23 protein-coding genes are annotated in these 21,261 nt (G+C 43.9%); 16 read left to right on the forward strand and 7 right to left on the reverse strand.

Annotated elements, in window-relative coordinates; genetic code table 11:
* Positions 1 to 427 precede the first annotated feature (427 nt).
* The 12 genes from G6R11_RS02120 to G6R11_RS02175 all read left to right on the forward strand — a co-directional run bounded on the left by G6R11_RS02120 (position 428) and on the right by G6R11_RS02175 (position 9,610).
* The gene (locus G6R11_RS02120) at positions 428 to 961 is read left to right on the forward strand and encodes a hypothetical protein (RefSeq protein ID WP_163131041.1); all 534 of its coding nucleotides are present in this window, start codon (positions 428 to 430) and stop codon (positions 959 to 961) included.
* A 107-nt stretch (positions 962 to 1,068) separates the two neighbouring features.
* Positions 1,069 to 1,491, forward strand: coding sequence for a hypothetical protein (locus G6R11_RS02125; RefSeq protein ID WP_163131043.1), 423 nt, complete (start codon positions 1,069 to 1,071; stop codon positions 1,489 to 1,491).
* Between the two features lie 144 nt (positions 1,492 to 1,635).
* Positions 1,636 to 2,175 (forward strand): hypothetical protein, encoded by a 540-nt coding sequence (locus G6R11_RS02130; RefSeq protein WP_163131045.1) that lies wholly within the window; start codon positions 1,636 to 1,638, stop codon positions 2,173 to 2,175.
* An 88-nt stretch (positions 2,176 to 2,263) separates the two neighbouring features.
* Positions 2,264 to 2,611, forward strand: coding sequence for a hypothetical protein (locus G6R11_RS02135; protein ID WP_163131047.1), 348 nt, complete (start codon positions 2,264 to 2,266; stop codon positions 2,609 to 2,611).
* A 118-nt stretch (positions 2,612 to 2,729) separates the two neighbouring features.
* Entirely contained in the window at positions 2,730 to 3,137 is a 408-nt protein-coding gene (locus G6R11_RS02140; RefSeq protein WP_163131049.1) for a hypothetical protein, read from the forward strand.
* A 114-nt stretch (positions 3,138 to 3,251) separates the two neighbouring features.
* Positions 3,252 to 3,497, forward strand: a complete 246-nt coding sequence (locus G6R11_RS02145; RefSeq protein ID WP_163131051.1) for a hypothetical protein — start codon at positions 3,252 to 3,254, stop codon at positions 3,495 to 3,497.
* 148 nt (positions 3,498 to 3,645) lie between these two features.
* Positions 3,646 to 4,122 carry a hypothetical protein gene (locus G6R11_RS02150; RefSeq protein ID WP_163131053.1) on the forward strand — a complete coding sequence of 159 codons (477 nt, stop codon included), beginning with the start codon at positions 3,646 to 3,648 and terminating at the stop codon, positions 4,120 to 4,122.
* 90 nt (positions 4,123 to 4,212) lie between these two features.
* Positions 4,213 to 4,572: a hypothetical protein gene (locus tag G6R11_RS02155; protein WP_163131055.1), complete on the forward strand. Its 360-nt coding sequence runs from the start codon at positions 4,213 to 4,215 to the stop codon at positions 4,570 to 4,572.
* Positions 4,573 to 5,101: 529 nt separating this feature from the next.
* Positions 5,102 to 6,097, forward strand: a complete 996-nt coding sequence (locus G6R11_RS02160; RefSeq protein ID WP_163131057.1) for a branched-chain amino acid aminotransferase — start codon at positions 5,102 to 5,104, stop codon at positions 6,095 to 6,097.
* Positions 6,098 to 6,281: 184 nt separating this feature from the next.
* Positions 6,282 to 8,150: a VWA domain-containing protein gene (locus G6R11_RS02165; protein ID WP_163131059.1), complete on the forward strand. Its 1,869-nt coding sequence runs from the start codon at positions 6,282 to 6,284 to the stop codon at positions 8,148 to 8,150.
* Complete coding sequence (locus G6R11_RS02170; protein WP_163131061.1) at positions 8,131 to 8,697, forward strand: sigma-70 family RNA polymerase sigma factor; 567 nt, start codon at positions 8,131 to 8,133, stop codon at positions 8,695 to 8,697. Before G6R11_RS02165 ends, G6R11_RS02170 begins: the two co-directional genes overlap by 20 nt.
* Positions 8,690 to 9,610: a PRKR-interacting protein 1 gene (locus G6R11_RS02175; RefSeq protein ID WP_163131063.1), complete on the forward strand. Its 921-nt coding sequence runs from the start codon at positions 8,690 to 8,692 to the stop codon at positions 9,608 to 9,610. Before G6R11_RS02170 ends, G6R11_RS02175 begins: the two co-directional genes overlap by 8 nt.
* 57 nt (positions 9,611 to 9,667) lie before the next feature.
* On the opposite strand, the gene G6R11_RS02180 is transcribed toward G6R11_RS02175, so the two are convergent.
* On the reverse strand, positions 9,668 to 10,399 hold the full coding sequence (locus G6R11_RS02180) for a siderophore-interacting protein (protein ID WP_163131065.1): 732 nt from the start codon (positions 10,397 to 10,399) through the stop codon (positions 9,668 to 9,670).
* Between the two features lie 93 nt (positions 10,400 to 10,492).
* On the opposite strand from G6R11_RS02180, the gene G6R11_RS02185 reads away from it, so the two are divergent.
* Positions 10,493 to 10,924, forward strand: a complete 432-nt coding sequence (locus G6R11_RS02185; RefSeq protein ID WP_163131067.1) for a MarR family winged helix-turn-helix transcriptional regulator — start codon at positions 10,493 to 10,495, stop codon at positions 10,922 to 10,924.
* Between the two features lie 191 nt (positions 10,925 to 11,115).
* Here the strand turns inward: G6R11_RS02185 and G6R11_RS02190 are convergent, their stop codons facing one another.
* Together G6R11_RS02190 and G6R11_RS02195 are read right to left on the reverse strand one after the other, a co-directional pair.
* Positions 11,116 to 12,081 carry a magnesium transporter CorA family protein gene (locus G6R11_RS02190; RefSeq protein WP_163131069.1) on the reverse strand — a complete coding sequence of 322 codons (966 nt, stop codon included), beginning with the start codon at positions 12,079 to 12,081 and terminating at the stop codon, positions 11,116 to 11,118.
* Positions 12,082 to 12,121: 40 nt separating this feature from the next.
* Positions 12,122 to 12,772, reverse strand: a complete 651-nt coding sequence (locus tag G6R11_RS02195; protein WP_163131071.1) for a MarC family NAAT transporter — start codon at positions 12,770 to 12,772, stop codon at positions 12,122 to 12,124.
* A gap of 235 nt (positions 12,773 to 13,007) precedes the next feature.
* On the opposite strand from G6R11_RS02195, the gene secD reads away from it, so the two are divergent.
* From secD to G6R11_RS21850, 3 genes are read left to right on the forward strand one after another with little or no spacing between them, the layout of a single operon-like run.
* Positions 13,008 to 14,828: a protein translocase subunit SecD gene (secD, locus tag G6R11_RS02200; RefSeq protein ID WP_163131073.1), complete on the forward strand. Its 1,821-nt coding sequence runs from the start codon at positions 13,008 to 13,010 to the stop codon at positions 14,826 to 14,828.
* Positions 14,828 to 15,736: a protein translocase subunit SecF gene (secF, locus tag G6R11_RS02205; protein ID WP_163131075.1), complete on the forward strand. Its 909-nt coding sequence runs from the start codon at positions 14,828 to 14,830 to the stop codon at positions 15,734 to 15,736. The genes secD and secF overlap by 1 nt, the downstream gene beginning before the upstream one ends.
* A 14-nt stretch (positions 15,737 to 15,750) precedes the next feature.
* A complete protein-coding gene (locus G6R11_RS21850) occupies positions 15,751 to 15,885 on the forward strand; it encodes a hypothetical protein (protein ID WP_255494528.1) in 135 nt (44 codons plus the stop codon).
* 511 nt (positions 15,886 to 16,396) lie between these two features.
* On the opposite strand, the gene G6R11_RS02210 is transcribed toward G6R11_RS21850, so the two are convergent.
* From G6R11_RS02210 to G6R11_RS02225, 4 genes are all read right to left on the reverse strand, one after another.
* The gene (locus G6R11_RS02210; RefSeq protein WP_163131077.1) at positions 16,397 to 17,152 is read right to left on the reverse strand and encodes a DUF3943 domain-containing protein; all 756 of its coding nucleotides are present in this window, start codon (positions 17,150 to 17,152) and stop codon (positions 16,397 to 16,399) included.
* A 249-nt stretch (positions 17,153 to 17,401) separates the two neighbouring features.
* Positions 17,402 to 19,174, reverse strand: a complete 1,773-nt coding sequence (locus G6R11_RS02215; protein WP_163131079.1) for an alkyl sulfatase dimerization domain-containing protein — start codon at positions 19,172 to 19,174, stop codon at positions 17,402 to 17,404.
* A 372-nt stretch (positions 19,175 to 19,546) separates the two neighbouring features.
* Entirely contained in the window at positions 19,547 to 20,482 is a 936-nt protein-coding gene (locus G6R11_RS02220) for a LysR family transcriptional regulator (protein ID WP_163131081.1), read from the reverse strand.
* A 119-nt stretch (positions 20,483 to 20,601) separates the two neighbouring features.
* Positions 20,602 to 21,255 (reverse strand): DedA family protein, encoded by a 654-nt coding sequence (locus tag G6R11_RS02225; protein ID WP_163131083.1) that lies wholly within the window; start codon positions 21,253 to 21,255, stop codon positions 20,602 to 20,604.
* Positions 21,256 to 21,261 lie beyond the last annotated feature (6 nt).

Consider the following 21,261-nt stretch of genomic DNA (forward strand, 5'->3'; position numbering starts at 1 on the left):
CTTTGGAGTGAACATAACAACCTGATGTTTTTACTTCCAATACTGGAATACCCATATCCTGAAGTATTAGGTGAATTGTCCGAGAGTAGCTCCATCACCACAGACGTACTGTCGAAGGTTGTTGAATTTTCCTTGAGTTTTCCAAGTCGACATTGGGCGTTGAAGGCAGTTGGTTGGACGGAGAACGGATTTCAAATGAACTCAGCTATTTGCGAGAAGCTTTTAAGTATCTCGTCAGATAAAACTGATTTACAACAACTACGGCATAAGTCGTTTGCGCAAGCGCGACGGTGGCAGCGACAAAATGACATATAACAAGTCAAGCAATTGCACTCCGGCCGCTGAAAAGCACGGCCTCCGCGGGACTGGCTACGCCAGCCCATTCTTGAAGCGTTAAGTGTTTCTCCACGATTGAGGATGAATTAAATTGGGTGTATCAAAAAGTACTAAAATCATTGAATATATAACTATATTTACAACAATTTGCGCCGCTATGTTTGCATTCTCAACATACATCTACAATTACTCTTTTATGAACGAGTTAGGTGTTGATCCTAAAGGGGTTTCTGTTGTTTTATATAAAGATGATGCGTACGAGTTAATAAAATCTACGCGTGCGGAGTTTAAAGAGATTAAAGCTAAAATAGATGCTATGGGAGAACTACCAACAGAACTTCCAGTTTCAACTAAAATAGCGGAGTTAGAAAATAGAATTAATGATTTAAGCGGAACCCTAGATAAACTTAATAACGCAATCCTAGAGTCTCCACAAAAAGCTTTAGAACTCCCCTTATTAAAAAGGGATATTGTAAGCCTCCAAAGTCAATTGGACTCTACAGTTACAAATATTGATAAACAAGTATCACGTGCTTATGACATGTTTAAATGGATTACTGGTTCACTAGTTCTAGGCTTAATTAGTTTAGCTATAGGTTTATTTGTTAGAGAAAAAAACACTTAACAAGGCGTTAAAGTGCGACTCCAAACGCTTGCCGGTTTCGCTTCGCTCACAGTTTGGCAAGCGTGTTGTCGCGCCTTAACTTAGCGTTATGTGCACAAGGAGTCTGAGTGGATAAGGAGCTGAATAGACTAAAAGAGTTTTGTGTTGAGGTACTTGAATACATCAATCGAACAGAACATGAAGAAATACCGTTCTTGAAAGATATGATAAAAGTAGTTTCTTCGTTTAAGAACAAGAGAGATATAAATAGTACGGTCTCTGAAGTCATTGAAATGTCTCAAGACTACACAGGCGAAAAATTAGAACTCCTAAATGAAACATTAGAAGCTAAAAATTTGCCTTCGCTTACTTTCATGCGGTCAAAAGAATCAAGGTTAGTGCTATCTATTGTTCAGCGGGGCGCAATTAAAACAGACGATGAATTTCGGTTACTAAATTCGTACCTAAACGAAACCAGTACTAAAAAATCTAGCTCGGTATCAATCGAATCAGTTAATTCATTATTGCGGGCGTATGAAACTAATCAATAAAACAAAATCACATAACCAGGCCATCATAGGGACATTGTTTACTCCGCTGCGCTTTGGGGTGGCTTCGCCACTTTACCCCAAAGCTCCACTCCATAAACAATGCCCCATATGGCGGCGTTAGCTTTCTTTTGAGATTGGAGATTAATGGTAGGTTACAGATGGACATGTCAGGCTTGTGAGTCTGGTAATGAAGCAAACTTGGATAAGTGTGCATTTTGCGGCTGTCCTGCAAACGCAGGCAGTGAAGATATTGAAAAACACACAAATCCAGAAGGCTTTAAGAAAAAGAAAGCAAAAGAGCAGTATTCGAACTCATTGTTTATTTACTTCTTTATCCCCTTTTTTGCTGCAATCTATGCTTTAAATGGCAGGTACGAATCCCTTTTGCTTCTTATAGGGATAACAGCAGTGATTAGCATAAAAAATATCAAATTGCTGAGGCATATCTGGAGTGACAACTGGGCTAGAACCACACTAATATCGATATCGAGTCTGTTTTTAATCTCCATACTAGTCCGGATATTTATAATTCCAGATAATAGCCCGTTTGTTTGGTGGTCTGCCTTATTTTATTTTTTGCTAGCTCCGTCATCTTTCTATTACTTTTTTAGCAGTCAAAATGGCAAAAGAGTTTTTAGGGAGTATTACACGAAAGCTAACAAAGCAATTAATTCGGACACGTAATGCTTGGCTCGTGCTCGTACCTCGCAAATTTTAGCCAAGCACTACTTGCCCGTTTATTCGCGGCGTTACATTTCAAAATAGATCGAGCATGGAACTAGCAGAGATAATAGATCCAGGTTTTTCAACCGCAGATGCTGACTTCCCCGACATCGATATGGATGAGGGAGACTTGATCCTTAAATTTAAGGATTGGCAGGAAAATCAGCGCGAAGTGTTCTTTTCAGATACCGTTGCATTTAAATGGCAAATGATCGAAACCTTCATCGAAGGCGAAGAATACGATAGAAGCCACGTAATTACTGAGTCAGAATGGTTGGCAGAGCATATAAAGCAAGGTGAAATCGGGGCTCAGGAAGAGTACAAGCATTACAAATTTAATTTTAATGGTATTGGGCAACTTGAGGTAATCAGCAATGGCTTCACGGTTAAAATGTAACAAGTCAAAGCACGCGGACTTGGTAAAGCTGTCACCTTTTTTGTTCCAAAAAAGCCGCCAACTTCACCAAGCCGGTGTTTGAGGCGTTAGGCTTACAAATAATTAGGTCCGCGTAAATATGAGGTTACTAATAATTTTTGTGTTTTTCCTTTTTGGTTGCGTTGATCCCCCTTTACTGAAAACAGGGCTACCAAATGGATATTCTTTCCATTCAAATGGAGGGATATATGGATATATATCGACTCCAAATGATCAGCGTATGTATGAATATTTCGGAATGTTAGATAATTCAGAGCAGTGGTGTAATAACTTTGGTTGGGATTCTAATTTTGTTATTTGTGAACTGGAAATTGTAAAAGAAAATGCATCGGGTGGTTACGAGTTTAAATATTTAATTCTTAACACAGGAGATGGGACGGTTTACATAAAAAACAGCATCAGTGAAGCAGAGTTTTTTTGGAAGTCTGTTCCTAATGGAAGTTTCCCAGAGATGTTAGCTAAACATCAAAATACGGTTCGTAAATAAAGCCTAACAAAGCAATTTAAGCGGGACAAGTTAATAGCTGGCCGGTTTCGCTTCGCTCAAGAGTATATCCAGCTACAAACTTGCCCCTTAATTGGGCGTTAGGTGTCACAAAGAATGAGCGAGTTTAAATTTCAGTCCCGATGGAAAGAAGAGTTAGTTGTAACTGGCTCTGGAGGCTCTTTCATTCTTGAGCTGCCAATGGGTATTTTATCGGCGTATTTGCCAACGGAAGAAGTCTGGACTCAAAACGCACCATCATGGGCAAAGGGATTATACCCTGAACTTAAAAATGAGCTTGAAGCATGGTGCAGGGAAAACAAAAGTAAATTAGTAATCGACGCAACTGCTGGTGTTTATTAAATTACATGCCATACCGTAAACCACACCTAACAAGAGCATGTTGCATCAGCCACTTCGTGGCTTGGACAGCTTTGCTACGCTGCTTCGCCGCTCCACAAAACTACCGCAAATGCAGGCGTTATGTGTCACATCTAACACGGAGAGTAGTTTGAAAAATCCTACAGGGACAAAAAATAATCATCGTGGGACTTTTTTAATGAATGGTGGTTTAACCCATGTGAGGTATGATCACAAAAGTCGTCCATCCAAAATTGATATTAAATGCCCAAATTGTAGTTCTTTAGCAATTGCTAAAGATGAAGAAGTAGGTGACTCATTATTTGTCGGTGATATGTCACCAAGCTTTAAAGGCTCACCATTTTCAATTACATGCACATCGTGTATGTACCGAAAAAAAAGTTTAGCCTATGATGAGCTAACCGAACCTTACTTCCAGTTTGAAGGGCGCGGCGAGGTTCTTTGGGCATGGAATCGTGAACATTTAGATATGATTTATAAATATTTAAATGGCGTACCGATCAAAGAACATGACTATGAGTTTTATCACACATACATTCATGGCGATTGGAAAAAATATAAAACAAGTTATTTAAAAACAATTAGCAAAGGTTTAAGTGACACATAACAAGCTAATTAATAAGGACAAAAAACAGTTGGCTGTTTTCGTTCCTCAACATTTTAGCCAACAATTTTTTGCCCATTATTAGGGCGTTAAATGGCAATCGAAACTATGGACATTTTAAAAGAACTTGTCATTGATGCTGGCGAAAAGGATGATGATGGTAATTACGATTACTATTATGAATTCGAAAATTATCAGTGTCAGTTTTCTAAGTTTACGCTTTTAGCTAAGTCTTACAAAGATGAACCAGAATTGGTTTCTTTTTATGGCTTGGAGAAAGAAGGAGTACGACTAATGCCTCCTAGTAAATCAACAAAAGAAATCCAGGAAGTGATAAGTGCTCTCATTCTAGAAGGTAAGCTCAAATTCACTACTTTATCAGAGCAAGGCTATGTGGAAATCACACCTTCTAAAGCCAAAAAAGGAATGCTTTCATGGTTCAGAAAAAAGTAAACCTGAGTAATGCATTTAACAAGCGCATGTTGCATCAGCCACTGCTTGGCTTGGACGGTTTTTTCGCTCGTGCCTCGCTACAAAACCGCCGCAAATGCGAGCGTTATGTTTCAAAGGAGTCTAGATTCACATGGAGTTATGTAGTTGATCCGATTCAGTAGACACTTCATTCAAACAAGATGAGGTGGTTAAGGCACTTCTTAGGAGAGTTGCCAATGTCACTTTGGGCAGCCTTCGCCAACCCGCAATCCCGCCTTGATGGCAGTCAAAATCTCTTACCAGCCAAATTAATTGCATAATATTTGCCAATTGGAGGAGTCTTAAGCTTGATCGCAGTGCCATAAGACCACATACTCTTTTACCATTCTGCGAATCCAGTTTATGGAAAAATTGGCATTGGTCGTTCAGGTACCTCGGTTTAATAAAAGCGCGAACTCGTTCAGTCCCACCAGTTTTCTACTTCGCTTAATCACAGACAGTCAAAATAAAGAAAAGGGCTTGTAAGCCTCAACATAAGTAGGAACACAACATGGCAGCTTTTGGTACGGTTTTTATGCCACAAATGGCATTAGCAAAATACGAAGATCAGCAATGGGGTGATAGTGAAATTGTCTCGTCTGACAGTATTAGCTTGCACCCTGGCGCGCACGTACTTCATTACTCAAGCACTTGTTTTGAAGGGCTAAAAGCCTTTCGTCACGAAGATGGCAGCGTGCATATCTTCCGCATGGACGCCAACATTAAACGTATGGCTCAATCTGCTGAACTACTAAGCTTGCCGGCTTTTAAGCCTGAATTATTAGAGCAAATGGTTAAAGACATTGTGGCTAAATTTGCCGATGAGGTGCCAGCTGCTCCGGGCTCTATGTATATTCGCCCAACCTTTATTGGCACCGAGCCTGCCATTGGTAAAGCGGCAGCGCCCACTAGTTCGGCTTTGCTGTATGTATTGTTGTCGCCAGTGGGCGATTACTTTGCAGTAGGTGCTAAGCCATTACGTTTGTTGCTAGAAGAAAACGGCATGCGCTGTGCGCCGCACATGGGTATGGTTAAATCGGGCGGTAACTACGCCAGTGCCTTAGGCCCAATTAGCCAAGCACGCAGCGAAGTTGACGCCGACCAAGTATTGTTTTGTCCAGGTGGCGACGTACAAGAAACAGGTGCCGCAAACTTTATTTTGATTGATGGCGACGAGCTTATTACTAAAGCACTCGACAGCAGCTTTTTGCATGGGGTTACGCGTAACTCTATTCTTACTCTAGCGCGTGACTTAGGCTTGAAAGTAAGTGAACGTGAACTTACCGTTGAAGAGCTATTAGAGCGTGCAGCTAAGCCGGGTTGTGAAGCGGCCTTATCGGGCACGGCGGCAGTGCTTACTCCGGTAGGTACGCTTATCCACAATGGCAAAGAGCACACCGTAGGCAACGGTGAAGCCGGTGAAACCACCTTAAAACTGCGCCAAGCCTTAAACGACATTCAATGGGGTAAAGCCCAAGACCAGCACAGCTGGTTAACTAGCATTTAAGCTAAACAGATAGCTTGATGTTAAACAGCCCGCTTATGCGGGCTGTTTTGTTTTAACAATTGAGAGTAGTTTTAGCCTCCGCTATAGCCTAACTAGGAAGTAAGAAAAAAATTTAACTTTTTTAGCCTCGCTTTTTTATTCGCTGCGATTACCTCTGTGAGATTGACTTAAACAAGGTATTCAAATGCAAAACTTACACTTTTCTTATTCGCCAGTTGCCCGCTCTGTGTTAGTGGGTTTAGCCTTATCTTCTTTGCTGGCTTGCGGCCAATATGTTGCTGATGATCAAGCAGCAGTTGAGCGGGTAGAGCCGCAACAGCAGAACGAATCGCTTAAGCAAACAAAGCCAGCCGAAAGGCCGCAGCACGATCAACACATTAAGGCGGTGCATCCCATCGCCAAGCACAAACGAGAAAGAGCAGCAGCTAGCCAAATGCAAATGGCCAGAGTATCCAGCTTTGCTGCCATTCAAGCACCTGCCGATGCCGCTTTTTACTACGAGCAGGGCAATAACGAAAACTACCAGAAGTTTACCGACCTATCGGTAGTCGCTGTAGCAGACCAACCAGTATCTACCTTTAGTGCTGATGTAGACAGCGCCAGTTACGCTAACATGCGCCGCTTTATTAACAATGGGCGACTACCGCCAAAAGACGCGGTGCGTGTAGAAGAGTTGATTAACTATTTTTCTTACGATTACGCGACTAGCAGTGATGCTGCTTTGAGCATTGAGCAGCCTATTGCCATTGATACCTTGCTTACCGCTTCACCTTGGAACAGCAATAACCAGCTGATTCGTATTGGCGTTAGCGCTTATAAAGCAGATACCAGCATTCGCCCGGCTGCCAATGTGGTGTTTTTAGTGGATGTTTCTGGCTCTATGCAATCTGCTGAGAAATTGCCCTTACTTAAGCAGTCAATGATGTTGATGCTTAACAACTTAAAAGCCAGCGATAATGTGGCAATAGTAACTTACGCCAGCGGCACCGGGGTAGCCTTGCCAGCTACTAGCGTGAAAGACAAACACAAAATTGTTGCGGCGATTAACGGTTTACAAGCCGGTGGCTCCACCAATGGCTCTGCAGGCATTGAGCTGGCTTATAGCCAAGCGCAGCAAGGTTTTATTGATGGCGGCATTAACCATGTTTACTTGATGTCGGACGGTGACCTAAATGTGGGAATTACCGACATAGATGAGCTAAAACATCGCATTACTCAAAAGCGTAAAGCTGGGGTGCAGTTCTCTACCATTGGTTTTGGCACAGGCAACTACAACGACCACTTAATGGAGCAATTGGCCGATAACGGTAACGGCGTTGCTGGTTACATTGATACCTTGCACGAAGCACAAAAGCTGTTGGTGGATCAGTTAGGTAGCAGTTTGCATACGGTGGCGCATGATGTGAAATTTCAGGTGGAGTTTAATCCAAGCATGGTGTCTGAGTACCGTTTACTGGGCTACGAGAACCGTCAGCTAGAGCGCGCCGATTTTAACAATGACAAAAAAGATGCTGGCGACATGGGAGCGGGGCACAGCGTAACGGCTATTTATGAAATTACGCCTGTTGGCAAACCCGGCTTAATCGACCCACTGGTATTTCAACAGCAAAAGCAAAACAAAATGGCGGTGAAACCTAAAAATGAAGCCTTAGCTGAAGTGAGAGTGCGTTATAAAAAAGCCCAGTCGCAAGCTTCCGACAAATATACGCAACGGGTATACAACAAAGACCTCGTTAACTTTGAGCAAACTAGCAATGACGACCGCTTTGCCATTGCGGTAGCGGCCTTTGGTCAAAAATTGCGGGCGAACGAGCACTTGGATGACTTGGCTTATCAACAAATTATTGATTGGGCGAATGCCGCAAAAGGCCAAGATCAGTTTGGATATCGTGCAGAGTTTGTTAAATTAGCCCGACTAACCAATACCTTAGCCTTGCAATCGCCAGCTGCGCCGCAGCCACAGCAATTGCCAGAGTTAGAATATGCAGTGCAACCATTACCGGTAACCTTACCCGCAAGGATTGATGCGCAGAATGAAGAGCTTAGTCAGTGATGAACAACTGATGCTTGATTATGGTCAGCGTGGCAATGTGGCCGCGTTTGACCAACTGTATCAACGCTATCGCAAACCCTTGTTTGGTTTTATTCGACAAAAGATGACCGAGGCCGCCTGCAACGAAGTATTTCAAGAAGTATGGGAATCAATCATTAGCCAAGCCAGTACCTATCGAGTCCCTGGTGGCGAAGCGCAAACTACGGCGCATTTTCGTGGGTTTCTATATACCATTGCAAGGCGTCGAATCGCCGATTATTGGCGCTCGCAAGGCAAACAAAGCAATAGTGATGAACAAGGCTTAGATGAGCTGGCTGCTGATTCAAACCCAGAGAAAGAGCACCAGCAGGGCGTCGATAAGCAAGTAATATTGCGTTGTGTAGAGTTACTGCCAAGCAAGCAACAAGATGTATTCATGTTAAAGCAATCTGGCTTGGCAGTAGCCGAAATGAGCCAAGTGCTTGATGCCTCTTTTGATGCGATAAAAAGCCGCATACGGGTGGCTTATCAACAACTGCGAGAATGCTGGGAGAAACACCATGGTTGATACACCAAAAAGCAAGGCGCCCAGCGACCAACAAATTAATCAGGCCTATCAGCAAGCTTTAAGCGAGCTTGAGCCCTCTGAGTTGCTCGATAAACGCATCCAAAATATGGCTAAGCAGCAGGCTAAACAAAACAGCAAAACGCGTTCCTATTTCTGGGCAGCTGCGCCTTGGTGGGCGAGTGCTGCGTCTTTAGCCTGTGTGGGAGTATTAGGCTGGTGGCTAGTCACTGAAATGAGTGTGCCGCCAAGTGAAATGAGCTACCAAAGCAATGTGCAGTTAATGAGCCCGCCCATACAGCGTAATGAGGTCGCGACTGAAGAGCTTGAGCAGCAAAAGCAAGAGCTAGCAGAAAAGCTATTGCGTAAGCGAGAGGAAGACATCCAAGCTATTGAGCGAGAGAGAAGACAGTTAGCCAAACAGAAAGCCATGCAAAAGCGGGCTATGCAACAAGAAGCTATGCAAGCTCAAGCTAAACAACAAACGCTGCAAAAGCCATCTGTTCAACAAGAGATTGTGCAGAGCAAAGCAGACCTAGCGGTTAAGCCCGCTCAATCCGCCGACCAGCACTACGCCAGCGAAGAGCAGCAGCTAACTTCGTTTTCAGCTTTAGCTAGTGATGCTGCCAGCGATGCAGGCGCTATTGATGTAAGCGATCTTGTTCTGCTATGTGTTGAGCAAAGCTTAGGTAATTACAGCGCTGAGCAATTAGAGCCACAGCTAACACAGGACTTACAGCAAGATGCTAAACAGGCGCTTAGCCAACCAGCACGTTGGTTAACTTGGCAGAAAAAGCAGTGGAAATTAGTTACCGTTGAGAGTGCTTGGCTACTAGTGGGAGATGGGCTTGATGCCAATTCATCGCTTATTTACCGCTTGCCTAGTCAACTAGTGGAAGCCTGTGAGCAGCCATAAGGTTTACCCTTAGGACAAGCTTTCAGGCTAAACCTTTCAATAGACCAGTAATAGCGGCTACAGGGGAGCCGCTTTTTTTTGTGCGCCAAAGCGATCTGCATCTACGCCTTGTTTCCAGTAACCTACGGCAAAGGTATTTAAACGCTCAAAACCTAAGTCTTGTTGCAATATCGGACGTAAAGTACGGATTTGCGAGGCTTCTAAGCCGATAAATATGTGGCTATCGCTGGCCATGTTAGCAGCGGTTTTTTGCACTTGCTCGGTAAAGCTAATATCTGCTTCATCTTCAACATACCAGTAGGTGTTTTCAGCTGCGTGGTAGTCTAGCTCAATGATGTCTGCGCGAGTAGGAACGGCAATAACTACCCTTACCTCAGCGTGTGGGTTAAGCCTTGGCACATAACCGTTAATGGCATTAACCGAGGTAATGTCCCCCAGCAGCAAATAACTATGATGGTTGAACTGAGTCAGCTTTAGTTGCCCAGGGCCTGCAATGCTTAATTGGTCGCCTAGCTTTGCTTGGCTCGCCCAGTTAGTCGCCGGCCCGCTGTGCCGATTTATTACAAAATCTAAGGCTAGCTCTTGGCTCACCGAGTTAAACCAACGAATGGTGTAAGAGCGCATTTTAGGTTTTGAACCATCGCTGTTTGGCAATATTACCTTCACGTGTGCGCCTTCCTTAGATTCGGGAAAGCCTTTAAGGCTGCTGCCTTTTACTACAATCCGCAGTAGGTGAGGGGAGAGCGGGATAAGCTGTGATACCTGAACCGGATACATTTTTGGCTTCATCGTTACTCCTAATGACTTGTACATTGTTTAATAAGTTGATAAAATCAACTATATTTTTAAAGGTAGACTTAGTCAACTATTATTTGAGGTCTTATGAAACAGCAATCAATTTCTGATTCGGTTTTTGCTCTGGTTCAAGCGTATCGAATTGCTATGCGCTCTGGCTTAAAAGCCCAACAACTAGGCTTAAATGCCATGCATGTGAGTTGTTTAAGTTTTATTGCCGCAAGCCACCATTGCACGGCTAACGACATTGTTAATCACTTTTCTCGCGATAAAGCGCAAATAGCCCGCTTGCTAAAAGAAATGATTGAAAAAGGCTGGCTGAGAAAAACCGCCAACCCAGAAGACAAACGCAGCCAGCTCTTGTCTCTCACCGACGAGGGACAAGCGCTGGCAAGCTTAATAGAAGAGACCCAAAGCAAAGTGCAAAGCCAAATGCGCCAAAACTTGAGTGACCAACAAATTGAAGAATTTGAGAAGCTAGCAAAGCTTATGGTGAATAACCTAAACCAAGTGACTTAAGCAGCACTTTGTTGACTAAGGCCCGGCCTTATACCAATCGTATTAAATAACTGTTCATACTATCTGGTTAAAATACTCGATAATTGCGTTAGAATTTTTGATTGTAGAATAACTACTTATCGAAAAATTCCGCTTTGTTCTCGAGTATTTTTCCTGCGCTATTTCTGATCACTTACTTAGTGTGATTGGTATTAGATCCAATTTTTCACCTTAAAGATGGCAAAAAACGATGCGGCAATAATCGCCATGCCACTTAAAGTGAAGTAGTAACCATAGGTGAACGCGAGCTCTGGCATGTTCTCAAAGTTCATGCCGTAGATCCCGGCGATAAAACCTAAGGGAACAAAGATGGCGGTAATCATGGTGAGTACTTTCATGGTGTTGTTTAGGTCGTGGGTGCTAATAGAAATATGCCCGTCTAACAAGTCACCGCTCAGTTCGTAGTACATTTTAGACAAACCATATATGCGCTTACTGCGCTCACATAGTTTTAGCCATTCATGCTGGTCTTTGGTTGATTTTATCGAAAAGTACGCCAGTTCATCGGAGCTTAGGCGATCAACAACATTTTGATTAAACTCTAAAACGCGGTTGAGTTTGCGAAAATGGTATCGATAATTAACTAGTTTTTTCAAGCTGTTAACTTTATCGCCAGCGAGCAATTCATCTTCCACTCGTTCGATTTCTTGGTCAAAATCTAATAACTTGTGTAAGTAGTTATTCGCCACGTTTTGCATCAGAGCTACCGCTAAGTGCTCGGTGGTTTTACTGTTCTCTTGGCTTAAGTTAGCTTGTAGCGTTTCAATGGCTTGCGAAGGCTGTGGGTGTAGGCTAACAATCATTTGGCTCTTACAAATTAAACCAATATTTTGTGCGCGTAGTTCATAGTCATCGGCTAGGCTAACAGCTTCTTTAAACAGGATTAAGGTGCTGCCGGGAAATGCTTCGGCTCTGGCTGTTTGTTTTTGTTGGAAGTAGCTGGCAACAGCCAGCTCATGACAACCAAGGTGAACTAACTGCTGTTGCAGCTCCTCAGATACTTCACCCGAAATATCTATCCACAAAAACTCATCTACGTCTGGGTTAAAGCTGGCGACTAGCTCAAGGCCAGCTTGTTTATACACACCGGCCGTTTTTTTAATTACTTTTATGCTCATCGAGTCTCTCTTTAATTAAATATGTTCGGGTGATTACTGCTTAAACTACAAGCACCATGGTTTGATAAACTTCGGTGAGGCCGTTAACCAAGAACTGAGCGCCCATACATACCAACAAGAAGCCCATAATACGGGTGAAGGCGTCGATGCCGTTTTTACCTAATAATTTAAGTGTTGGGTAAGCCATGCTAAGTACTAGCCACGCAACCAAGGCCACGCCGGCAAAGCCTATTAAGCTGCCTAAGTAAACGCTAGGCTTGCTCACATCCTCAGGTAAGCTGGCAATTTCAGATGCGCCACTAATCACTAGCGCCATGGTACCTGGGCCACACATAGACGGAATGGTGAGCGGTACAAATGCGATGGAGTCTTGCTTGGGCAGTTCAATTTTTTCTGGTGGTGCAGGGAATAGCATTTTAAAGCCAATTGCACCAATAATGAGTCCTCCACCTAAACGTAAACTAGGCATCGAAATGCTAAACAGTTCCAAGATAGAAGAACCAATAAAAAAGGTAACGGTTAAGGCGATAAACAAAAACAAACTGGCCAGCTTGGCTTGGCGCGACAGATAGCTTTTACCATGCCCTTTACTTAAACCCAGCAGTAGGGTGGCCGAGGTGGGAGGGTTAACCATTGGGAGCAAGGCCAGCATGGTTAAGCCGGCTACTGTAAAAATAGTTTCAATTTGCATATCAGTCTCTTTGGGTTGATTGCGTTAAGGTTTAGGTGATTTAGCCACCGAGTTACGGGCATTGTTGATGAATTTCTAGCTTAACTCGATGTATTTGAGTGATTCGTTTTTGTTCACCTTTTAGGTAACGACTCGGCACCAAAAGCAACATTAATGAATCACTGAAATACCTCTTCAATCCAGCTTGTTCGGGATAAATTAGCCGCATATCAACTTCCTAATCTTTGAGATTTAAATGCGCAAACAGACAAGAGCCCTTAATCGCTACTCGTTGTGGCATTACTTGGTCATCTTAATTAGCCTTGGCTTTTTGATGCTCAATGCCTTACCCAATATTTATGCCGAACGGCCAGTGATTAAAGTAAGTACTAATCCACAAGGTACGCCTAGCGAGCTAGTGGGTACTCAGCTTTACCAGTGGTTGAATGAGGAAGGTATAGAGATAAGCTTTGCTGAAGTGAGTGATAGCCAGGCCACGCTCACTCTGGCCAATACCAGCGAGCAGCAGCACGCTCAAGCAGTATTAAACAAGCATCTTGGAGAGCATGCTGAAGTAGTTATTGCTATGCAGTCTAGTGGGCCAGCATGGTTAGCGCGCTTAGGCTTATCACCTTTGCAACTTGGCTTGGATTTACGTGGTGGTGTGCAATTCTTACTAGAAGTTGATACTCAACAAGCCATTAATGAGTCTTTGGCACAGCAACGAGGTGAACTAAATACGCTACTACGAGAACAAGGTGCGCGTGGCGCACGAGTGTTAAATAATGAGCAGCAACAACTTGAATTAAGCTTTCCTCCTAGAGTGGCAGAGCAGGCAATGGCAGCACTTAATGCCTTTCAAACCAACTTCCCTGAGCATGAGGTAAGGCAGCAACAAGCGGGTTTGTTCACCATTAACCTCGCTGGCAACCAAGATTTTCATCAAGCGCTGATGATGCAAAATTTGCAAACCTTGAGAGATCGCGTAGCAGCCCTTGGCATCACCGAGGCTGTAGTGCAGCGACAAGGACATAACTTCATAAGAATTGAGTTGCCTGGAGTACAAGACCCAGCGCAAGCAAAACGCGTTATCGGTGCCACTGCTACCATTAGCTTTCACGCACTTAGTGCTAACGGCGATGTTCATCAAAACGCTTCTGGCGACCCTGTTGGCATCGAAGCTAGACCAATTTTAACTGGCCAAAAGATTACTAATGCTAGTGCTCAGTTTGGTGAGTTTGGCATGCCTGAAGTGTTGATTAATTTAGACAGCGCTGGTGGCAACCGAATGTCTGACTTTAGCCGACAAAACATCGGTCAGCCAATGGCCACGCTCTATACCGAGTACTTAGAAAACGAAGCCGGCGTATTGGAGCAACATAGCAAGGTAATTAGCGTTGCGACCATACAAGCACATTTAGGTTCTAGGTTTACCATTACCGGTATGGAAAGCGCACAAGCTACCCAAGACTTAGCCTTATTGCTTAAAGCTGGCAGTTTGTCAGCACCTATTTCAATCGTAGAAGAGCGGCTATTGGGCCCCAGTTTAGGTGAGCAAAATATTAGTAATGGCTTTGCGGCTCTCGCCCTTGGTATGGGCTTAATGCTGGCCTTTATGTTGGTGTGGTATCGAGGCCTTGGCTTAATTGCAAACATCGCCTTGGTGCTTAACTTAGTTTGTCTGATTGGTTTGCTTTCTTTGGTGCCGGGGGCGGTGCTCACTTTGCCGGGCATTGCAGGCCTGGTGCTTACTATTGGTATGGCAACCGACACCAATGTACTCATTTTTGAACGAATAAAAGAAGAAAGACGCCGTGGTTTAAGTGAAGAAATGGCGGTACATCATGGCTACAAAAATGCTTTTAGCACTATTTTTGACGCCAACTTTACCTCACTTATTATTGCAGCAATTTTGTTTTCGGTAGGTTTTGGCCCAATTAAAGGCTTTGCCATTACCTTCGGCCTTGGCTTGTTAACGAGCATGTTTACTGGGGTATATGTGTCGCGATCTTTAGTTAATTTACAACTTGCTTGGCGTCGAAAGGCTGGGCTAAGACAACAGCAGGAGCTTGCATAATGAAAGCTTGGATAAACCGTTTTTCGCTTACTGCATTGCGCCAAGGGGCATTGAACTTGTCTGTAGTGTTAGTTCTAGCTTCTGTAGTGGGTTTGGTCACAAAAGGAATTAACTTTGGCGTCGACTTTACCGGCGGAGTAGTGACCGAGTTAGCTACTCATTACCCGCCAGAGCAAGAGCAAATGGCCAAGCAATTAGATCTATTACTGGTCGATGGTTATTCAATGAGTCGCTCTGGCGCCAACCATTGGATCATTCGCCAAGGTTTGGAAATGAGTGAGGCGGTAAATGCCAATTGGCATAGCCAGCTACCCGATGCTTGGCAAGTAGAGTTGTTGGGCAGCTCGATTATTGGCCCGCAGGTAGGTAGTGAGTTGTTTGAAATGGGCGGTTTGGCAATTTTTGCTTCATTGCTGGCGATGATGCTGTATTTGTCGTTCCGCTTTGAGTGGCGATTAGCTTTAGCGTCGGTGATTGCGCTTTTTCACGATGTATTGCTGGTATTAGGTTTGTTTGCTTGGTTACAGATTGAATTCGATCTAACGGTAATGGCTGCTGTTCTGGCGGTGATTGGCTACTCCTTGAATGACTCGATAGTGATTGGCGACAGGATAAGAGAGTACTTACGGGCTAGCAGCAAAGTAGAACTCGATACTCAAATTAACCGTGCTTTAGCATCGACAATGACCCGTACTCTGGTGACATCTGGTACCACTTTATTAACCGTGGCTTGTATTTGGCTATTGGCCGGCGCACCGCTACAAGCTTTTGCTATCGCCTTATTTAGCGGGATTGTTATTGGCACCTTTTCCTCGGTAGGCATTGGTGCCACCTTGCCAAAAGTATTGGGCTTACAAGCGTCTGACTATCAGCTTATAGAGCCAACTAAAAACGGCCGAGTTGGCTAAAGATTGGAGGATAAATGATGAAACAAAGCTATTTTATTGCCTTTATGTTGTTACTTTTTATTGCGTTACCAAGATTGACGCATTCTGTAGTCAATCCTGAACCTAGCCTGGCCAATGAAATGAGCATTGAGCTAATTCAAGAAAGCTAGTTCTAACTAGGCTTAGATTTTTGCATTAACGGCACCCCTTGGGTGTCGTTTTTTGTTGGGTCTTACACAGTAGTGATATGTCTGCTGGAGGTAAAACGAGCTTGTTCTAGGGTTGGTTGGTTGGTCTTTTGAGATGATTCTAGCAGCAGTTTGTGGCTTATTTATACAAGACAGAGGCTTAAATAGCCTTCATGAGAAGCCGATAAGGCGCTAAGAATGAGCAACAAACGCTGCCCGTAGGGTTCGGCTAAAATTGATTTACGATTTGTTGATGAGTATTTGCTTAGAATAACTAGGCTGCACACTCCTTGCCGCGCCTAAAATGATTTTATCTCGAACAAAACTCAACCGTTAAAGGTCAACAGACCCTAGTGATTGCGGAAGCAGTGGCAGTTGGCAAACCATGAGGCCGAGTTTAACTAGGCTTTATTACGAAAGGTAAGATGGTGAAAAGTTCACTTAAGTCGTCCGTGACTGTTAGTGGGCTAGTGATTGAAGTGCCCTGTGTTTACTAGTAATGAAAATGTAGAGTGAAGCCGTAGTAGGATTCTTTAGCACGAACTTCACTTGGAGTTTGCACCGGGTTACTGGTGTTAAAAGTTATGCCCGTTTTTATGGTGTCATTTCCGGTAACTCGGTTAATACCTTTACCAATACTTTCTACTGGGTCCAGCAAAAACAAGGAAGCGTTCCCCAACCGAGTAGAGCCCATTACTTCACCGCCACCAGCGCGAATGCGCTGCTCGGTTTGGTAGGCCCATTCGCCATATAACCAGCCGCCAATGGGCGTAACAATGAGATCTTGAATAGACGGTACTTCTGCAAAGGCCTCAATACCATATTCCCAGTAAAAGGTGCTCATAAGGGTGGTGTAGAGAAAGGAGTTGAACTGGTCGTAACCGCTTTTTCTGGCTACTTGATAATACACACCGCCAAAGTAGGGGTGGCCAATGTAGTTTATTGCCCAATGATCGTCGTCCCATACCGGACCTTGCCTTACATTGTCCCACCATTTTTGCGCCATGTTACCGCGGCCCATTTCTGATTTATCCCAGTTAGTCACGGATTCTGGCATTAGATATAAAGCACCAATCACTCCTGCTCCAAGCCCAAACATTAACTTAGTTTGCGACCATAGGCGCTCTTGGTCTTCGCCATTTGCAGCGTTAAATAGAGTAACTTCAGGGAATAGGTTGGTTGAGCTGCTTTCAGCAAAACTAGCGCTGCTAAATGTTAAGGCAAGGGCAGCAGCAACAGGCTTTATCATGGTTTCTCCTCATAGTAAAAAGAAGAGAATTTTAGTGACTAAGTCATAAAGCTCACAGGTATATCAAAAATTCATATTTGCATTTCATCGGGCGAGGCTAGGTGGGATAGAGCCGCATAATGCAAGGCATTAAACTTAGTGATTGAATCAAGCAGCAGCAATAGAGCAGTGCTTTTTACCTACAGGGAGGGCTAAGCTCCTTGCTAGCATGGGCCGAGCAAGGAGGCACTATAAAGTGGCGAGTAAGGCCTAGCGACCGATAACCTGGTCAACTAGTTTTAGCTCTTTATCTAGCTGCGAGAAAGCCAACTCACCTAGTAACATTTGATCCCATTTTTGTTTTGTTAGCTCAAAGGTTTTGCCTTGATTCGTTTGCTGGTTAATAGCAATTACTCCGTTTCTCAGCGCAATCGCATAATGCGCATCTTCATCTATAAAATGCAGATTAAACTGTAGCAACTTATCTTCAGCCAAACGGGTATCAAGCATATAGCGTAGATAGTGAACGTTAGCTTCTAGTGGCGAGCTAGCAAGCTTTTGCGCATCTAAGGCTCCGAAGCTATTGCTGAGTTGCTGGTAATCTGTGATGGTTTGTTTAGCAAAACTGATGCTTCCTTCCTGTAATAAGGCTTCGGAAATGTAGAAGCCACGCGCGTTAGCTGAGCTAGTATGTTGGCCAAGTGTTCGGGCGCTATCGGCACGGGTTTGTTTGGCTGTTTCTGTTAATGCTCCCATGTTTTGCAATTGCGTGGTTAAAAATAAACTCCACTGAGTGCTGCTTATATCTCCTTTGGCCTGAGCTTGTTGCGCCATGCTGGTGACGGCCTCCACGCCGCCCATTGCTTCTACGGTTTTCTGCGCTTGTAGCTGCTTGGGAAGTGGGTTGATATCGTAGACATCCCAACCCATCCAGCCGATTCGAGCGTTGTATACTTGTTTGGCGTAGCTCTCTACTTGGCCATAGGTTTCTTGATTGGCACGTAAGCTCTCTGGCAAGTAGATCCACTCTGCTATTTCTTGGGCATCTTTACCCATAGCAATGCCTCGGTAGGTTTGGTCATGAATAAGTTGCATGCTGTCTCTAAAGTACTCTAGTGCTTGGCGGGCATTGTCTTTACCAATATTAGCGGCGCCGTGAATGTCTATATGCAACTCTATATCGCGACTTAGCGCTAAATCTGCCGCTTTCACTAAGCGCATAGGGTCTCGGTAGATATCACCTCGCAAGGTATAAAGGTTAAATAGGCTGTCGTCATTCATAGCATTAGATACCAGCAACTTATGTTGCGGGAAATAAAATGCCACAGAATCGAGAACGTCGGTTTGGCTTGGCAATACTTCTACCTTAATCCCTGCAATGGTGTGAGTTTCTACTTCGCCGTCTTTAAAGGTTATGTCGGGTGGGATAAACCCAGATTCACCACTAAGCTTCTCTGGACTAAAACCTAACATGCTAGGGAATGCATCTTTACCCTGTTGAGGGTGAAGCATGCCAAATTGAATGGCGGCTCTGGTTTTAAAGTTACCGCTTAATATGCTTATGCCTTCGTCTGCTTGTAAGTTAGCGGTGAGATCCTCGTGTCCAAAAATTTGGGTATTTTCATCCCGCCAAGCCTTGGCTCCATGCACATAATGGGAGTGGGTGTAGAGAATGCCGGCTACTTTAATTGGCTGGCCTACTTTTTTCTCTAGCGCTGCTCGTTGTTCGCTTGCATATTGAATGTTGTCTCCGGTATCTATAATGATCCATCCACCAGACCCTTCTAAAGCAATGATGTTGCCAATTCCCCAACCTGCGATGCGATATACACCGTCGCTAATTTGGTTTACTTGTTTCTCGGCCACATTCCAGGCGGCATTCACTGCTGCTTGAGGACCAGCGGTAACTGCGCCATTACTAGTGGTAACCAGCTGTTGTTGCAGAGACATACCGTATTGATTAGGCGCAGCAGACACTGTCCCAGCAATAGCTAAACTGACTAAGCTGGCACTTATTGGCTTAATAGACTTTATTATCTTCATCTTTTTAGAACCTGATTATGTTGCAGTATCCAATAGCAGCGTTAAGCGTTAAGGCTTAAGCAACTGCCGTTATATTGCGTTGATAACTTGGGATACATGAGAAAAGGTATTCCCGTTTAGTTGATAAGCAGTGTATTCATGGATAAGCACGGAGGCGATGAATTACAGTGATTCATTTGCCTTAGCTAGCGGGGAGAGTTATAGCCTTGCTGAGCAGATATCTTTGATCAGAAAATAAGCCCTAGCAAGTGAGCAGCAGAGGCTTTGGCTTTGGCTAAGGCGCTAGACGCGCAGACAAATGAAGCGACTGTTTTCGGCTGTATTACTATTCGATGATAGCGCTTGCCAGCGGTGTTTACTGATAAAAATTATTTAGTTCTCGGGTTGCTCAAAATCATTCAAACAAGTGCTAAGTAATTGATGGATTAGTTGGCTAAGTGGTGAGCCGCGTCGGGTTTGCAAGTAGTTGCCAAATACCGGTATTTCACGATATTCGCGAGGAATGTTACTGGGCAGCGGATAGCATTTAAGCTCTGGGTTCTTGTGGGTAATAAAGCTACTTGAATAGGTTATAGCATCAGAGCGCTTAAGCTTTCCTGTCATTATCTCTACTTCGTGAGAATCCAACACTATATTGGCTTGGTAACCTTTGGCGCTATAAAAATTTTGCAAGGTGGAGTTTTTTGAATCTTGGTTTTCAGGTGCCATGCGAACAATAGGCAAGTGATGAATATCAGCTAATTCGGAGCTTTGGCTTAATACTGGGTGGTCTTCCCTCGCCACAATCGCTAACTTTATACGTTTTAAGGTATGGGTATAGATCTCTTGCGGTAAACTTAGTTCGCCGAGCTGGATAATGTAATCAACTCGTGCATTAAGTAAGTGATTTAAGCTGTTAGCGTTAATAAATCTCAGCTTTATTTTTGCTTTCGGCAGGGCGGTTTCTAAGGCTAGGTAGATATCAGAACCAAACACTTCTAACAGTGATGGGGTGATCGCTAGGCTTACTTCTCCGTCAAATTCTAAGGGGTTAAAGTTTTGATAGGCCTGAATAACTTTACTGATGGGTAACAGCATGTCGTCGGCTGCTTCTGCCAGTTTTTCGGCTAACTCCGAGGGCTCTATACCGTGAGCCTTGCGTATCACTAATTGCTCACCAAAGGTTTCTTTTAGCTTGGCTAAACCTCGGCTGACACTGGGCTGAGAAATGCCCAGAACTTTAGCGGCTTGGTGGGTATTCTTGGTTTCTACAACTACCTTGAGTAACTTTATAAGGTTTAAATCAAGATCGGCCAGTTGTTTATCCATGTTTACCCTGCTTGGTGACAAATAGTTAGCATATCGGTAGATGATAAACATCAACGGCTAGCTTAGCAATTTTACTCAGTGCAGCAGGTAAAATAGCAATCCCTTGCTATCAATATATTTTACAAAGACTTAATCTGCTTACCTCGGCGGCTTAGACGATACAGTATGCCCACTACTGCCACTAGCATAAGCACTAGACTACTAAGTATAAAGATCCGGGTTAGTAGATGTTGGTAGGCATCTACTAAGGGGTTAATGGTGATCCATTTACCCACTAGTAGTAGCAGGCAAACCCACATCAAGGCACTGGTAAAGCTCATTAATACGGTTTTTAAAGACTTAAACCTAGCTGCTCCCATAAGCATTGGAGTGACCACGCGTACAAAAGGAATAAAGCGAGAAGCCAGCAGGGCGATAAAACCAAAACGGTTTAACAGGGTATTTGCTCGCTGCATGGTATCGCTAGGAACCGCGCGTTTGGCATGGCTCATTAGCTTGGTTTTTTGCAAGTAACGCCCTTGCAAGTAAGCCACGCAGGTTCCTAAGCCTGCTCCTAAACTCAACAAAGCAAAGGTGCTGGTAAAATCCAGTATGCCTAAGCCGATGAGTGTTCCGGCAAATAGCACTAAGCTATCGCCGGGAAGTGGCAGGAATACAAAGCTAGATTCAATAAATAAAATCATGACCAACAAAAACAATAACCAGTTTGTTGAGCTCATTTCCCGCAAAGATTCAAAGTCGCTGTTATAAATCATCGACAATAATTCAAGCATTTAGCA

It is taken from the genome of Agarivorans sp. Alg241-V36 (assembly GCF_900537085.1).
Lineage (GTDB): Bacteria > Pseudomonadota > Gammaproteobacteria > Enterobacterales > Celerinatantimonadaceae > Agarivorans.